General features: G+C 57.3%; 13 protein-coding genes. 10 read left to right on the top strand and 3 right to left on the bottom strand.

Annotated features, from left to right (window positions below; all coding sequences use genetic code 11):
• Positions 1–6: 6 nt before the first annotated feature.
• From ACMYSK_RS04925 to ACMYSK_RS04900, 6 genes are all read left to right on the top strand, one after another.
• Positions 7–1,050: a methionine ABC transporter ATP-binding protein gene (locus ACMYSK_RS04925; RefSeq protein ID WP_434640681.1), complete on the top strand. Its 1,044-nt coding sequence runs from the start codon at positions 7–9 to the stop codon at positions 1,048–1,050.
• 148 nt (positions 1,051–1,198) lie between these two features.
• Complete coding sequence (locus ACMYSK_RS04920; protein ID WP_434640679.1) at positions 1,199–2,902, top strand: ABC transporter substrate-binding protein; 1,704 nt, start codon at positions 1,199–1,201, stop codon at positions 2,900–2,902.
• Positions 2,903–2,947: 45 nt separating this feature from the next.
• A complete protein-coding gene (locus ACMYSK_RS04915) occupies positions 2,948–3,907 on the top strand; it encodes an ABC transporter permease (RefSeq protein WP_434640677.1) in 960 nt (319 codons plus the stop codon).
• On the top strand, positions 3,907–4,854 hold the full coding sequence (opp4C, locus tag ACMYSK_RS04910; RefSeq protein ID WP_434640675.1) for an oligopeptide ABC transporter permease: 948 nt from the start codon (positions 3,907–3,909) through the stop codon (positions 4,852–4,854). Before ACMYSK_RS04915 ends, opp4C begins: the two co-directional genes overlap by 1 nt.
• Positions 4,851–5,831: an ABC transporter ATP-binding protein gene (locus ACMYSK_RS04905; protein ID WP_434640673.1), complete on the top strand. Its 981-nt coding sequence runs from the start codon at positions 4,851–4,853 to the stop codon at positions 5,829–5,831. Before opp4C ends, ACMYSK_RS04905 begins: the two co-directional genes overlap by 4 nt.
• Positions 5,828–6,805: an ABC transporter ATP-binding protein gene (locus ACMYSK_RS04900; protein WP_434640671.1), complete on the top strand. Its 978-nt coding sequence runs from the start codon at positions 5,828–5,830 to the stop codon at positions 6,803–6,805. The genes ACMYSK_RS04905 and ACMYSK_RS04900 overlap by 4 nt, the downstream gene beginning before the upstream one ends.
• 115 nt (positions 6,806–6,920) lie before the next feature.
• On the opposite strand, the gene ACMYSK_RS04895 is transcribed toward ACMYSK_RS04900, so the two are convergent.
• Positions 6,921–9,326, bottom strand: a complete 2,406-nt coding sequence (locus tag ACMYSK_RS04895) for a membrane-bound PQQ-dependent dehydrogenase, glucose/quinate/shikimate family (protein ID WP_434640670.1) — start codon at positions 9,324–9,326, stop codon at positions 6,921–6,923.
• A 289-nt stretch (positions 9,327–9,615) separates the two neighbouring features.
• Positions 9,616–10,524: a DUF535 family protein gene (locus ACMYSK_RS04890; protein ID WP_434640668.1), complete on the bottom strand. Its 909-nt coding sequence runs from the start codon at positions 10,522–10,524 to the stop codon at positions 9,616–9,618.
• A 309-nt stretch (positions 10,525–10,833) separates the two neighbouring features.
• Between ACMYSK_RS04890 and ACMYSK_RS04885 the strand changes: the two genes are divergently transcribed.
• Positions 10,834–10,974: a hypothetical protein gene (locus ACMYSK_RS04885; protein ID WP_434640666.1), complete on the top strand. Its 141-nt coding sequence runs from the start codon at positions 10,834–10,836 to the stop codon at positions 10,972–10,974.
• Positions 10,975–11,021: 47 nt separating this feature from the next.
• Here the strand turns inward: ACMYSK_RS04885 and ACMYSK_RS04880 are convergent, their stop codons facing one another.
• Positions 11,022–11,912, bottom strand: coding sequence for a LysR family transcriptional regulator (locus ACMYSK_RS04880; protein WP_434640664.1), 891 nt, complete (start codon positions 11,910–11,912; stop codon positions 11,022–11,024).
• A gap of 142 nt (positions 11,913–12,054) precedes the next feature.
• Between ACMYSK_RS04880 and ACMYSK_RS04875 the strand changes: the two genes are divergently transcribed.
• The 3 genes from ACMYSK_RS04875 to ACMYSK_RS04865 are packed head-to-tail and all read left to right on the top strand — an operon-like array spanning position 12,055 to position 14,612.
• Positions 12,055–12,762: a CoA transferase subunit A gene (locus ACMYSK_RS04875; protein WP_434640662.1), complete on the top strand. Its 708-nt coding sequence runs from the start codon at positions 12,055–12,057 to the stop codon at positions 12,760–12,762.
• A 2-nt stretch (positions 12,763–12,764) separates the two neighbouring features.
• On the top strand, positions 12,765–13,421 hold the full coding sequence (locus ACMYSK_RS04870; RefSeq protein WP_434643865.1) for a CoA transferase subunit B: 657 nt from the start codon (positions 12,765–12,767) through the stop codon (positions 13,419–13,421).
• Between the two features lie 9 nt (positions 13,422–13,430).
• Positions 13,431–14,612 (top strand): acetyl-CoA C-acetyltransferase, encoded by a 1,182-nt coding sequence (locus ACMYSK_RS04865; RefSeq protein WP_434640660.1) that lies wholly within the window; start codon positions 13,431–13,433, stop codon positions 14,610–14,612.
• Positions 14,613–14,615 lie beyond the last annotated feature (3 nt).

Below are 14,615 nucleotides of genomic sequence, written 5' to 3'. Positions count from 1 at the left end.
ATTGTCGTGACGCACAACTCCCCTACCGTACCGCATATTCAGTTAACCGGGATAGGTAAAGCCTATCCCAACGGCGTTCAGGCACTACAGGATATCAACCTGACGCTCTATCAGGGCGAAATCTTCGGCATTATCGGACGCAGCGGGGCCGGGAAATCAACGCTGCTGCGGCTGTTTAATCGCCTGGAGAGCGCCGACAGCGGCGATATCATTATTCACGGCGAACAGACTCTGGACTATTCACGTAGCCAGCTGCGCGACCTGCGCCGCCGGGTGGCAATGATCTTTCAGCACTTCAACCTGATGTCGACTAAAACAGTGTCGCAAAACGTCGAGCTTCCGCTCAAAATGGCCGGCATCCCGCGGGCGGAGCGGCTGCGTCGGGTTGATGAGATGCTGGAACTGGTGGGCCTGAGCGCGCTGCGCGATAGCTGGCCGGCAAAGCTCTCCGGTGGGCAAAAGCAGCGCACCGGGATCGCCCGAGCGCTGGTGACTCAACCGGAAATCCTGCTTTGCGACGAAGCAACCTCCGCACTCGACCCGGAAAATACCTTCTCCGTTCTCAAACTGCTGAAAGAGATTAACCAGCGTCTGGGCCTGACGATTATCCTCATTACCCATGAAATGGAGGTGATTCGCACGCTATGTGACCGGGTAGCGGTGCTCGAACGCGGGAGAATTATCGAGCAGGGCGAGGTGTGGCGGGTGTTTGGTAACCCGCAGCATGAAGTCACCCGCAGCATGACCCGTACGCTGCATCAAGCGAGGCCCGGCGAAAGTGCGCCCCACGCCGCCGGTTCGCAGCTGGTCACTCTGCACTTTGACGGCAGCAGCGGTGGCGAACCAGATCTGCACCAGATTGCCGCTTTGCTGGGCGCCGGAGCCAGTCTGCTGTACGGCAACTGTGAGCAGATCCAGGGACGCGTTATCGGTCAGTTGCGCATCCGCCTGCCCCAGCCGCTGAATGACGACGCGCTGCGCCAGCATGGCTGGGTCGCAGACCGCCTGACGCTGGGCACAGACTCAGCGGTAGAAAATACTCCTCCTTAATCAAAATCTGGCATTTTATTGCCAGATTATTGCTAATGCCGATTCGCTATAAAGCATATTTTTTCGTTGTTAGACAGGCTGCGGTGCGCCTCTTATCTTTCGTCATGAATTGTAAATTTCAGCGCAATCATTTGATGAGGGAGCACTTTTGTCCAGATTACTGCACGGATTAAAAACTAAACAGACCGGGTTTTCACTTGCTCTTGGAATCGCGTTAATCGGCGGCACGCTGGCATTTTCCACTGTTGCCCACGCGGATGAAATTTTGCCAGAAGGCGTCACCCCGGCCACCGACGCCGGCCAGATCCCGGCCGCCGCCAAACTGCGCAAGGACACCGTTGTCGCCGGTATTTCCGAGCCGCAGGGGATCTTTAACCCCTACTTCTTCGTTAACGGCTGGGATGAAAACGTCACTAACGTCATCTTTTCTCGCCTGATCGACTGGGACAGCCACGGCAACCTGGTCCCCGGTCTGGCAGAGAGCTGGCACATCAGCGCGGATAACAACGTGTATACCATCAAGCTACGTCCGAACCTGACCTTCAGCGACGGCTCGCCGCTCACCGCGCAGGATGTGGCCTTTACGCTGACCGTGCTGCTGGATCCGAAGTACGATGGCGACACCGATATTACCCTCGCCAACATTGCCGGTGGCGCCGAATATAAAGCCGGAAAAGCCGACAGCGTCAGCGGCCTGAAGGTCATCGACCCGCTTACCCTGCAGGTCACCACGACCCAGCCTGGCGCCACCACCCTCTCAAGGATCGGTGGCCCGGTGCTGTCGAAAGCCTGGTACGGCAAAGAGTATCAGCGTGGCAACCTCGACTATCTCCGTACCCTGCACGGGAAACCGCTGGGCAACGGTCCTTACGTCTATGACAAATATATTCCGGGTCAGGAGATTCGTTTCCACGCCAACAGCCACTTCTACCGTGGCACACCGCCAACCCCGCGCTTTATTTATCGCGTCACCAACCCGTCGACCAACTTCCAGCTATTCCAGACCGGCGAAACCGACTATGACGCATTTACGTCGCGCCCGGACGATATTGAACAGCTTAAAATGCTCGGTTTCGCCAATATCAACCTCTACGGCTCCAGCGATTACAGCCAGGTGGAATTTAACGTCCGTCGTCCGGCGCTGAAGGATGTCAAAGTTCGCCAGGCGCTGATTTACGGCCTCGACCGCCAGAAGCTGATCGATGTGGTGTATCAGGGTTATGGCAAAGTGGCGGTTGAACCTATCGCGCCGATCTCCTGGGCCTACAACCCGCAGGGGGTCAACCCTTATCACTACGATCCGGTGCAGGCCAAAAAACTGCTCGATGAGGCGGGCTGGAAACCGGGACCGGACGGCATCCGCGTGAAAGACGGTCAGCGTCTGGAACTCACCCTGCTGGTCAGCAAGAAGGTGCTCAACGATGCCCTAATCCCGATAGCCAAAGAGAACTGGCAGCAGATTGGCGTTGTGCTCAAACCACAGGTGGTCGACTTCAACGCCCTGATGGCCCAGCGTAAAGCGGGTAATTATGACCTGGCTTCCTTCAGCACCAGTACGCTCAACGATCCGCATGATGGCGTATGGGATTTCTACAGCACCGAAGCCAAAGAGTCGGGCTATAACAATCCGCAGGTCGATAAGCTGATTAACGAAGGCAACTCGGTACTTGACGTTGAGAAACGTAAGCCGATTTACCACCAGCTGTATCAGGTTCTGGCTGAAGACCCGCCGGTTATCCTCCTTGGTTACCGCCAAATTCTCTCGGCCAGCAGTGCCCGGGTGAGCGGTTTTAAACCGGATATTTATAACGGTCTGACCGGCAGCCTGCCGGATGTAAAAATCACCAGGTAACCATCCCGGCCGCCAGGGCATCCCGGCGGCTGATGTGAGAATGTCATGAGAAACTTCATCCTGAGACGGCTGCTGCAAACTCTGCCGATGCTGCTGCTGGCCTCATTTATCATTTTTATGCTGTTTGCCAAAACCCCCGGTGACTTTATCGATGGTAACATTACTCTCACCGCCGCTCGCGCCGCTGAACTCAAAGCCATCTATGGCCTCGATCAGCCGCTGTTGACCCGCTATCTGCACTGGCTCGGCCAGTTGCTGCAAGGCGACCTGGGGTTCTCGCTGCAATACCAGATCCCGGTTAGCCAGTTGCTAAACCAGTACATCTGGAACTCCTTCCTGCTGGCCAGCATTGCGCTGGTTTTCTACTGGGGTATCGGGCTGACGGTGGGTATCGTCTCCGCTATGAAGCCAAATTCGCTGTTTGACCACCTGGTGAGCGTGGCCGTCTTTGCCGCCATGTCCTTTCCGACCTTTTTCCTCTGCCTGCTGCTGATTAAGTGGTTTGCCGTCGATCTGCACTGGCTGCCGGTGGGTGGGATGACCAACACCGGCAGCGATGACAGCGGCTGGGACTATATCCTGCAGGTGGCTGCACATCTGGTGCTGCCGGTTCTGGCGCTGGTAATGCTTCAGGCAGGCAGCCTGACGCGCTACTTTCGCGCCAGTATGCTCGACGTGGTCAAAATGGATTTTATCCGCACCGCCCGCGCCAAAGGGCTGCGTGAACGGACGGTCATTTTCAAACACGCGCTACGCAATGCCCTCCTGCCCATTATCACTTTGCTTGGCTTTGAGCTGCCGGGGCTGTTCTCCGGCGCCATCATCACGGAAAAGGTCTTTAACTGGCCCGGAGCCGGGCATATTCATATCGACTCGCTGGCGGCCCGTGATTATCCGGTGCTGATGGGTTTTACCCTGTTTCTGGCGGTACTCACCATTCTGGGCAACCTCGTTGCCGACGTCCTTTACGCGTGGGCCGACCCGCGAATTCGGGTGAGATCATAATGTTTAGCTCTCTGTTTTCAACGCAACGCCGCCTGCGCAAGGCGGAGATCCCGGCACTCGCCCGGATTACCCCGTCGCCGTGGCACCAGGCATGGCGCTCGCTCAAAGGCAACCGGCTGGCCATGTTTTGCCTGCTGGTGCTGGCGCTGATGGCCGCCTGGTGCGTGCTGGGGCCGGTCTGGTCGCCGTGGAAAGATGATGCTACTGATGTGCTGATGATTAACAAACCACCTGGCGCTGAGCACTGGCTGGGAACCGATTTTCTCGGCCGCGATGTTTATACCCGTCTGCTGTTGGCCGGCCGCATCTCTTTGACGATCGGCCTGCTGACCATGCTGTTATCGGTGGCGCTGGGCTACCTGCTCGGCGCCGTCTCCGGTTATGCCGGAGGTCTGACCGATAAACTGATCATGCGTCTGGCAGACCTGGTGATGACCATTCCCGGCCTGCCGCTGCTGATTGTCGCCGGAGCGATGTTGTCCGAGCTCGATTTTTCTCCGGACGCCAGAATCTACATGGTCGTGGTGATGCTTAGCCTGCTGGAGTGGCCGAAGCTGGCGCGCCTGGTGCGCGGTCAGTGTCTGTCGTTGCGCGAGCGTGATTTTATGCTGGCAACCCAGGTGCTGGGGCTCTCCGCCCGCCGTCGTCTGTTTGGCCACCTGCTCCCCAATACCCTCCCGGTACTGGTGGTCATGGCTACGATGGCGGTGGCAAATGCCATTCTTAGCGAATCGGCCCTCAGCTATCTTGGGCTGGGCGTGGTCCCGCCCACGCCATCATGGGGCAATATGATGGACGCCGCCAACAGCCTGATCGACTTCCAGCGTCGCCCGTGGCTGTGGATGCCGCCGGGCATCGCCATTTTTATCACCGTGGTCGCCATTAACGTGCTGGGCGACGGCCTGCGCGATGCAATGGATCCAAAAATGAAACAGAGGCTGAAATGAGCGCCCCGTTAATCACCTTCCGACAACTCTCCGTCTCCTTTGCCGCCGAAAAGCAGCGCGTGCGGGCGGTACAGGAGGTGTCATTTGCCATTCATGCCGGGCAAACCGTCGGAGTGGTCGGCGAATCCGGCTGCGGTAAAAGCGTCACCGCAATGACCCTAATGGGACTGCTTCCGCCCCAGGCCGCACGCATTGATAGCGGAGAAATCCTCTTTGAGGGACAGGACCTGCTCCGTCTCAAAGCCCATAAAATGGCCGACCTGCGCGGCAACCAGCTGGCGATGATCTTTCAGGAACCCATGACCGCGCTGAACCCGGTGTTGACTCTCGGTGAGCAGCTCTGCGAGCCGCTCATTCGCCACCGGGGTGAATCACCGAAGGCCGCCTGGCATCATGCCACACGCTTAATCAGCGAAGTGGGGCTAGCTCGCGCCGACAGCCTGATGAGCAGCTACCCGCACCAGCTTTCCGGCGGCATGCTACAGCGCGTGATGATTGCCATGGCGCTGAGCTGCCAGCCGAAGCTACTGATCGCCGATGAGCCCACCACCGCGCTGGACGTGACCGTCCAGGCGCAAATCCTGCGCCTGCTGCGCGATCGGGCACAGGCCGACCGGATGGCCATGATGTTGATTACCCACGATCTCGGCGTGATTGCACAGATGGCGCAACAGGTGGTGGTGATGTACGCCGGACGGGTGGTCGAATACGGCGCTACCGGCGATATTTTACGCAACCCGCAGCACCCCTATACCCAGGGGCTGATCGCATCGCGTCCGGTTGCCGGCGAACGACGACAGCGCCTCTATTCGATTCCCGGGCAGGTTCCGGATTTGGCGGCGCTGCCGCCCGGCTGTGCCTTTGCCGAGCGCTGCGCGCGAGCCAGCACACGCTGTCGCCAGGGTATTCCCCCGCTGCTGGGAACCCCGCAGCAGGTCGCCTGCTTTCATACGATCCCAGCGGAGCCAATAGCATGAACAATGAATACGTCATTGAAGTCGACGGCTTAAAAAAATACTTTCCGCTGCACGACGGGCTGTTTGGCCAACAAACCGGGCAGCTGCGGGCGGTGGACGGCGTGAGCTTTCGCATTCGCCAGGGGACTATTTTCGGCCTGGTGGGCGAATCCGGGAGCGGGAAAACCACCGTGGGCCGTACTCTGCTGGGGCTGTATGAGAAGACCGCCGGCAGCGTTAAATACCGGGGTCGGGAGCTTTCCGCGCTCTCTTCGCAGGAGATGCAGGCGCTACGGCCCAAAATCCAGCTGGTCTTTCAGGACCCCTACAGTTCGCTTAACCCGAGAATTCGCATCGGGGAGGCGATCGGCGAAGCGATGCTGCAACATAAGCTGTGCAGCCGGGCGGAGCTGTATGACAAGGTGATTGCGGTGATGCAAATCTGCGGTCTGGCCCCGCAGCACTACACTCGCTTTCCGCATGAGTTTTCGGGCGGCCAGCGCCAGCGTATCGGTATTGCCCGCGCGCTGATCCTCAACCCGGACTTTATCATTGCCGACGAGCCGATCTCGGCGCTGGATGTCTCTATCCAGGCACAGATCATCAATCTGTTTTCCGACCTGCGCGACGAACTCGGCGTCACCTTCCTGTTCATTTCCCATGACCTCGGGGTGGTGGAGCATCTGTGTGATGACGTGGCGGTAATGTATCTCGGGCAGCTGGTGGAGACCGCCAGCCGCGATGCGCTGTTTGCCCAACCGCGGCACCCGTACACCCAGGCGCTGCTGGCTGCGGTACCCACGCTCGATCCGCTTGCTGAACCCGTCGCGGTGGTACAAGGCGAAATTGCCGATCCATCCAATCCGCCGCCCGGCTGTCGTTTCTCCTCGCGCTGCCCGCAGGCCAACGAGCGCTGTCGTCGCGAAATCCCCGCGCTGCGCGAGATAGCCGCCGGCCACCATGTGGCCTGCCATGCGGTGGCCGCCCCTCGCTAAACCGAGAAGTCAGGCCGACGGAGCCAGCGGGACAAGCAAAAAAAACCAGTCAGCACGAATGCTGGCTGGTTTTAATCCGCCGGAGCGGCAAACTTAAAGGAGCGTTATCAGAGCGCTATTCTTCCAGCGCGTAGGCAATAATATCATCCCCCACATCCGGAGAATGGCTCGCGCCGCCGGCGGAAATCACGACGTACTCTTTTCCGGTCTTCGGTGATTTATAGATAAGCGGTGCCGCCACGGCCCCAACCGGCAACCGTGCGCGCCACAGCTCTTTCCCGGTTGCTGAATCCAGCGCCCGCAGGTAGTTATCCTGAGTCCCGGCAAAGAAGATCAGCCCGGAAGCCGTTGACGTCGGGCCACCCAGCGTTGGCATCCCCAGCGGGATATGCATGTGGGTTTTCAGGCCCAGCGGACCCGTATCCTCAACGGAGCCCATCGGCACCTGCCACATCAGCTGGCGGGTATTGAGGTCGATAGCGCTCATGGTGCCGAACGGCGGGGTATTACACGGTATCCCCAGCGCAGATTGCAGAATATCGATCCGCACGCCGCCGTATGGCCCGGCGATTTGCGGACGCACGGTACCCATGAACCCCGGCACTTCATCGGTAGAGACTTTGTATTTCGCCATATCTTCCTGGCGCACCAACGACATTCTTAGCGGCATCCGCATATCGTTAACAAACAGCGTCCCGGTGCGTTCATCAATGGAGATACCGCCCCAGTTCATCCCCCCCAACAGGCTCGGCCACTCGATGTACGGCTTTTCGGAAGGCGGGGTATACATCCCAAGCCAGGTCGACTCTTTAAAATCAATTCGGCACATCAACTGGTCAAACGGCGTGACGCCCCACATCGATTTTTCCGTCAGCGGCTCAACGCCTAACTGCGGCATCCCGGTCGAGAATGGCTGGGTGGCAGAAAGGTGTTCGCCTTCTGCACCCTCGTGCGCCACAGGCAGTTCTTCAACTCGCGTGACCGGCTTGCCTGTACGGCGGTCGAGAACATAGATCTGACCCGTTTTAGTGGTCTGGATCAGAACCGGGACCTCTTCACCCTGGTCGTTTTTCATGTGGAACAGCACGGGCTGCGACGGTAAATCGTAGTCCCAGATATCGTGGTGAACGGTCTGGAAGACCCACTTCGTTTCACCGGTGCTGGCATCCACCGCGACCACGGAAGAGCCGTACTTCTCTTTTGCCTCGTTACGGTCGCCGCCCCAGTAATCCGGCGGACCGTTACCGGTCGGCAGATAAATCAGGTTCAGCTCTTTATCAAAGCCCGGGACCGTCCAGACGTTCGGCGTTTCGAGGGTATAGACGCGCCCTTTTTCCGGGTCGGTAATATTTTCCGGCTGGCCTACGTCCCAGGCCCAGACCACTTTCCCGGTACGCACATCAAAGGCACGTACTACGCCGGAAGGCTCGCCGTGAACGATATCGCGAACCCAGCCGCCCAGTACCGCAATGTGCCCCATAATCACCGGCGTAGACGTCGGGTGGTAGCGCTTGCTGTTTTCGGTGTTATCCATCCCCTGCTTGAGATCGACGCTGCCGTGGGTACCGAAGTTATCGCACAGCTCACCGGTTTTGGCATTCAGCGCCAGCAGGCGCGCATCGACGGTGGAGACCAGAATCCGCTGTGGACACTGCTGCAGGTCCGGGCTGGCTTTCTCTTGTGCCGTCAGCGACGTATCGCTTTGCACATCATAGTAGCCCACGCCGCGGCAGGTGACGTGCTCGGCGGTTTGCGCATGCGGATCAAAACGCCAGCGCGCTTTGCCGGTATCCGCATCCAGGGCAGTGACCACGTTCAGCGGCGTACAGGAGTACAAAGTATCGCCAATTTGCAGCGGGGTATTTTCATCCACGCCGATTCCCGGGCCGCTCACCCGACGGCCGGTGTGGTAGGTCCACGCCACCTTCAGGTTTTTAACGTTTTCCGGGGTAATGTCATCGTATGGCGCAAAGCGGGTACCGGACGCATCGCGAGCGAAAAATTCCCAGTTGTCATTTTGTGCGGCCAGGGTCGGCTTGCTATCGGAGGCGGCTTTCACCACGCCGTGATGAATACCGCCATGGGGATAAAACGCGGAGACCAGCGTCGCCAGCAGGACGACAAAAATCGCTGCGGCGCTCCAGTTGGCATAGCGCACGCGGGCCCGTTTCACCGGCAGCGTTGTTGCCAGCCACAGGCCAAGCATCAGCAGCAGCGCGGGCACCACCAGGCGCGGAATCAGTCCCCAGTAGCTGAGCTGCACTTCATAGAGCGCCCAGACCAGGGTCAGTAAGAAGGTCGCAATAGCGAGAGGAAGCGCGTATCGACTGCGGATAAGATATCCGATAGCGATGAGCAGATAGGCCACGCCGGCCAACAGATACCAGGCGCTACCGCCCAGTGTCAGGAGCTTACCGCCCCAGAAAGTAAAAAAGAGTCCGATGCAGAAACTGAGTAATACAAATATGACCCGGTAGACGGTGAAGAAAATCCCTCTTCCGCTACCTCGTTGTTCGTCCATATCTCATCCCATACGACATAAGTCGCTATAACCAATATATTTATTTTTAACAGCATCCGATCCACTCGCACCGGATACAGACCGCATAACATCCTGGTTGGACGCTCATGAGCCGAGCGAAGAACGTAATAAAGTATATGGATTTGTAAAAGTTATGTAAAACTAACCAGCATTAAATGTTTAAAATTTTTTAATTTATAAAATGAAGTTGCATGGAAAGCCGATGATTGTGTGGCGAGAAATGGCTGGTCAACAGCCCCCTGTTGACCAGCGCATGGGTTATTGCAGGTTAGTGTGCGGGCAAAGACCCGCTGATTTGCCGCAGGGCGGCCATCATGTCCTGCTGCGCCAGCTCCTTCAAACCTTCTCGTTTGATAAACTGGCTGCGATGCTTGCTTTTGACCTCTTCCAGGCTTTTCTTTATCTCCTGGGGGGGTAATTTATACCATCCGCGACGATGTTTTTCGCCTCCCACTTCCAGCCACAGCGCAGAATAACTGGTTTGTACTTTCTCGCTTTTGACATGAAAATCGGAGTCGATGGCATAGATCTCTTTAATATCGCTGTGCTGTAAAAAACCATACAGCAGAGAAATAATTAAATTTTTTGGCCGGGTACCATGCAGCTCTTTGGTCAACACTTTAATATCGTCATTGGCAATATCTTTTCCTCCCTGAATGCCGCCAATATAAGCCCGGCCATCTTCGGTACAGGAAAAACAGATACTGTAGATGCGTTTTTCACCCTCAAGCATTAATAGCATCAGCTCGCCCTCCTCCTGAAAAGGCGAAGCCAGCAGTTTTACCGCAATGTGGCTGCCGTTTTTCAACGGAATCTCCGCCAATGTCAGCCCGAAATCTGTCACATTAAATAGCTGAGACAATGCAGCAGGACAGAAGGTTTTCTCCATAAAAATCAAAGAACCATGAGCAATATCCAGCTTGGTTCTTTTGGACATCTTGCGATTTAAATAGGCTTTGAATGGCTTATCCTGAAAACTGACCAGCCCCTGCGTTGCGCCGGTTAATCTGGCGCAAACGTATTTATCACAAAGCTCTTGATATTCCTTATACTTTCCCCCTGCCAGAGGTATTTCTCTGCATTTTCGTAAGACCTTTTTATATTTGAGTTTAATTTGACAAATGAATTTATTATTTTTTCGCCATTCTTTGATGGCGACTGTTGCTGTTTGAGCCATTGATCAAGATCCATAGAATCAACCATAATCGCGGCCATAATATCATAAATAGTTCAAGTCAACGCCTGATTACCCGCCCGTTGTCCTTTCATTTAGTAAATAGTCAGATAATCATTCCCATGCTCTATAATTAAATCCAGAAACATGTCAACTCTTATTATTGGCAGTCATTTATGGTCGCCGGTTAAAAATAAAACGCTGGACCGGGTTATTACCGCTCTGTGCGGTCATGGATACGCAGGGTTCATCCTGCGGGCGTTTTGCTCTATAATCTGACCACGGTCAAAACTGAACTAAAATGGGTAACTCATGGAAATTGATCTCGAAAACCTGGTATTCAGCGGTCTGGAAGAAGCGCAAGAGCGCAATGCCGAACGCCTTGAAGACGCTGACAAAAAAGCCCAGGCGATCGTCGCCGATGACGATTGTGGCGATGCCTGCAAAATCTGATGACTAAACCGGCAACCTCTGCCGGTTTTTTTGCCCCTCCCCGCCGTTCAGGCAGAGAATGCGCCCTTTAGCGTTTCCAGCATGGCCTGAGCCGCCTTCGACAGCTGCATATGCCCGGCATGTATCACCCCAACACATTTCTCAATCGGCGGATTATCCAGCGGTAGGCACACCGCGCCCAGCGCCTGCATCTGCGACTGGCATAATGCCGGAACGGCGCTGCCGCCAAGCCCGCTGGCAACCATTCTTCCCACCGTCACCAGCTGGTGACTTTCCAGGGCTACGTCCAGCTTACACCCGCTGCGCGCCAGCTCCTCTTCGAGCATCAGGCGGACCGCCGAAGGCCGCTGAAGCGTAATAAAATCCAGGCTGAGTAGTTCACGCCATGAAAGGCGCTGCTTGCTGGCGAGAGGCGATGTTTTCGGGACAATAGCGATAAAGCGGTCAACCCCAAGCGGCGTAAACAGTAAATTATTGGTCGGCGCCGGTTCGAAGGCGATCCCCATCTCCACCCGGCCTTCGCGGACCATCTCAATCACCTGCTCGTTAATGACATCGTGCACGGTTACGTTAATGCCGGCATAGCGATCGCGAAAGGCTTTCAGCACCTCAGGCAGCACGTTTGCCGCAAACGACGGCATGGCAGCCACCGATATTTTGCCTCGCTGTAGGGTAAAGCGCTGGCGCATCGCCTCTTCGGCGTTATCCCAGTCTGCCAGCAGCTGGCGGGCCATCGGTAAGAATATCTCCCCCTCCTGAGTCAGCGTCACTTTGCGGGTGCTGCGCTGGAGCAACGCGCCACCGAGCACCTCCTCCAGCCCCTTAATCGTCAAACTGAGGGCCGGCTGCGAAAGATTCAGCCGTTCACTGGCATGGGCAAAATTCAGAGTGTGAGCTACCGCTAAAAACGCGCGTAACTGTTTGACACTCATTCTCATTTTTCCTCCTGTTAACTAATTGAATAAATTTAGTTAACAATAAATTAATAAGAAAACCAAATGAGTGGGTCACAAATTCAAAATTAACAAATCAGTCTTCGCCCCCAATGATAGCCCCATCGCAAGCCAGCAGAGGTGAAACATGGCAGGACTGGATAAGCGCGTCGCCAGCTACGAAGCGGCGCTGGAAGGGTTAACGGATGGGATGACGCTGCTGGCCGGGGGTTTTGGCTTGTGCGGTATCCCTGAAAATTTGATTGCCGAAGTCCAACGCCGAAACGTGCAGGGGCTGACGGTCGTCTCAAATAACTGCGGCGTCGACGGCTTTGGCCTCGGCATCCTGCTGGAGAGCCGCCAGGTACGCAAAGTTGTCGCCTCTTACGTGGGTGAAAACGCCTTATTTGAACAGCAGGCGCTGAGCGGAGAGCTACAGGTAGAACTGACGCCACAGGGAACGCTGGCGGAGAAAATCCGCGCCGGTGGCGCAGGTATCCCCGGCTTTTATACGGCCACCGGCTACGGTACGCCGGTCGCGACAGGCAAGGAGGTACGCCAGTTCTCCGGCAAACACTACATCCTTGAAGAGGCCATCACCGGCGATTTCGCTCTTATCAAAGGCTGGAAAGCGGACTGGTACGGCAACGTTATCTATCGTCATACGGCGCAAAACTTTAACCCGCTAATGGCCGCCGCAGGCCGTATTACGGTGGTTGAGGTTGAAGAGATAGTCCCGCCTGGCGAACTGCCACCTTCTTCTGTTCATACCCCCGGAATCTATGTCGACCGGCTGATCGTTGGCCAGTTTGAAAAACGTATTGAGCAGCGCACGCTGCGCGCAGGGAGCCTATGATCATGCTGACTCGCGAACAAATGGCCATGCGCGTCGCCAGAGAGCTGCGCGATGGCGACTACGTCAACCTCGGCATCGGCATCCCGACGCTGGTCGCCAACTACATCCCGGCGGGCATTGACGTCATGCTGCAATCCGAAAACGGTCTGCTCGGCATGGGCGGCTTTCCGGATGAAACGGAGCTCGACGCCGACATGATTAACGCCGGAAAGCAGACGGTCACCGCCCGGACCGGCGCGGCGATTTTCGATTCCGCACAGTCCTTCGCCATGATCCGCGGCGGCCATGTCGACCTGACCGTTCTCGGAGCCTTTGAAGTCGACGTCGAGGGCAATATCGCCTCGTGGATGATCCCCGGAAAAATGGTGAAAGGCATGGGCGGCGCGATGGACCTGGTGGCCGGTGCGCAAAACATCATCGTCGTGATGACCCATGCCTCGAAAAGCGGCGAATCCAAGCTCCTGTCGCAGTGCACCCTGCCGCTGACCGGCGTCGGCTGCATCCAGCGGGTGCTGACCGACCTCGCCCTGCTGGAGATTCGCGACGGTGCTTTCGTGCTGCGCGAATACGCCCCCGGCGTCACCCTCGACGAAATTATCCGTAAAACTGCCGGACAGCTGATCGTGCCGGACGACGTCTGCGAAATGCGCTTCAACTGAGGATACACAATGAAAGAGGTGGTGATTGTTAGTGCGCTCAGAACGCCCATCGGCAGCTTTCGCGGCGTTTTCTCCGCGCTTTCTGCCGTTGATCTCGGCGCGGAGGTTGTGCGCAGCTTGCTGGCCCGCTGTTCCCTGCCGGCTGAGGAAGTCGATGAGGTGATTTTCGGCCAGGTCCTGACCGCCGGCTGCGGGCAAAACCCGGCGCGCCAGACGGCCCTGCGCGCCGGTCTGCCGGTCAGTTGCCCGGCGGTCACCGTCAATCTGGTTTGTGGCTCCGGCCTGAAAGCCGTGCAGCAGGCGGTACAGTCGATTCGCTGCGGCGATGCGCAGATCGTTATCGCCGGCGGCCAGGAAAGCATGAGCAACGCGCCCTATCTGATTGATGGTGCCCGCGCCGGGCTGCGCATTGGCCATAGCAGCATGCAAGACAGCATGATTCAGGACGGCCTGTGGGACGCCTTCAACGACTATCACATGGGCGTTACAGCGGAGAACCTGGCCGACCAGTACGCCATCGATCGTCAGGAGCAGGATGCCTTTGCCGCACGCTCACAGCAGAAAGCGGCGGCGGCAACGGAGGCTGGGCGCTTTGACGACGAGATTGTGCCGATCGCTGTCAGACAGGGGAAGCAACCGCCGCAGGTCATTACCTGTGATGAGCAGCCCCGACCTGCCACCACGCAGACTCAGCTGGCGCAGCTGCGCCCTGCGTTTCGTCCACAAAACGGCACCGTCACCGCCGGGAACGCCTCTTCGCTTAACGACGGCGCGGCGGCGGTGCTCCTGATGAGTGCCGACAAAGCTCATGAACTGGGGCTGCCGGTATTGGGCCGCGTTGTCAGCGCTGCGGTGGCGGGTGTCGATCCTGCGGTGATGGGCATTGGCCCCGTTAGCGCCTGCGAGATGGCGCTGGCACGGGCCGGATGGCAGCTGGATGAAGTGGACTTAATTGAGGCCAATGAGGCCTTTGCCGTTCAGGCGCTGGCCGTAGGTCAGTCGCTGGGCTGGGAAAGCAGCAAAGTTAACGTCAACGGCGGCGCCATCGCGTTAGGCCATCCTATCGGCGCCTCCGGCTGCCGGATCCTCGTCACCCTGCTGCATGAAATGCAGCGCCGGAACGTCAGTAAAGGGCTTGCAACCCTCTGCGTAGGCGGCGGACAGGGTATCGCCATGACTATCGCACGCTAACAG

This window comes from Klebsiella sp. I138 (assembly GCF_051131765.1).
Classification (GTDB): domain Bacteria; phylum Pseudomonadota; class Gammaproteobacteria; order Enterobacterales; family Enterobacteriaceae; genus Klebsiella.
This window is presented reverse-complemented; position numbering and strand designations above follow the sequence as displayed.

Excerpts from the sequence above, each read along its gene's own strand:
- ACMYSK_RS04875 (WP_434640662.1), top strand. The coding sequence starts at position 12,055 with ATGGCAGGACTGGATAAGCGCGTCGCCAGCTACGAAGCGGCGCTGGAA.
- ACMYSK_RS04880 (WP_434640664.1), bottom strand. The coding sequence starts at position 11,912 with ATGAGAATGAGTGTCAAACAGTTACGCGCGTTTTTAGCGGTAGCTCAC.
- opp4C (WP_434640675.1), top strand. The coding sequence starts at position 3,907 with ATGTTTAGCTCTCTGTTTTCAACGCAACGCCGCCTGCGCAAGGCGGAG.
- ACMYSK_RS04895 (WP_434640670.1), bottom strand. The coding sequence starts at position 9,326 with ATGGACGAACAACGAGGTAGCGGAAGAGGGATTTTCTTCACCGTCTAC.
- ACMYSK_RS04870 (WP_434643865.1), top strand. The coding sequence starts at position 12,765 with ATGCTGACTCGCGAACAAATGGCCATGCGCGTCGCCAGAGAGCTGCGC.
- ACMYSK_RS04915 (WP_434640677.1), top strand. The coding sequence starts at position 2,948 with ATGAGAAACTTCATCCTGAGACGGCTGCTGCAAACTCTGCCGATGCTG.
- ACMYSK_RS04865 (WP_434640660.1), top strand. The coding sequence starts at position 13,431 with ATGAAAGAGGTGGTGATTGTTAGTGCGCTCAGAACGCCCATCGGCAGC.
- ACMYSK_RS04905 (WP_434640673.1), top strand. The coding sequence starts at position 4,851 with ATGAGCGCCCCGTTAATCACCTTCCGACAACTCTCCGTCTCCTTTGCC.
- ACMYSK_RS04885 (WP_434640666.1), top strand. The coding sequence starts at position 10,834 with ATGGAAATTGATCTCGAAAACCTGGTATTCAGCGGTCTGGAAGAAGCG.
- ACMYSK_RS04900 (WP_434640671.1), top strand. The coding sequence starts at position 5,828 with ATGAACAATGAATACGTCATTGAAGTCGACGGCTTAAAAAAATACTTT.
- ACMYSK_RS04890 (WP_434640668.1), bottom strand. The coding sequence starts at position 10,524 with ATGGCTCAAACAGCAACAGTCGCCATCAAAGAATGGCGAAAAAATAAT.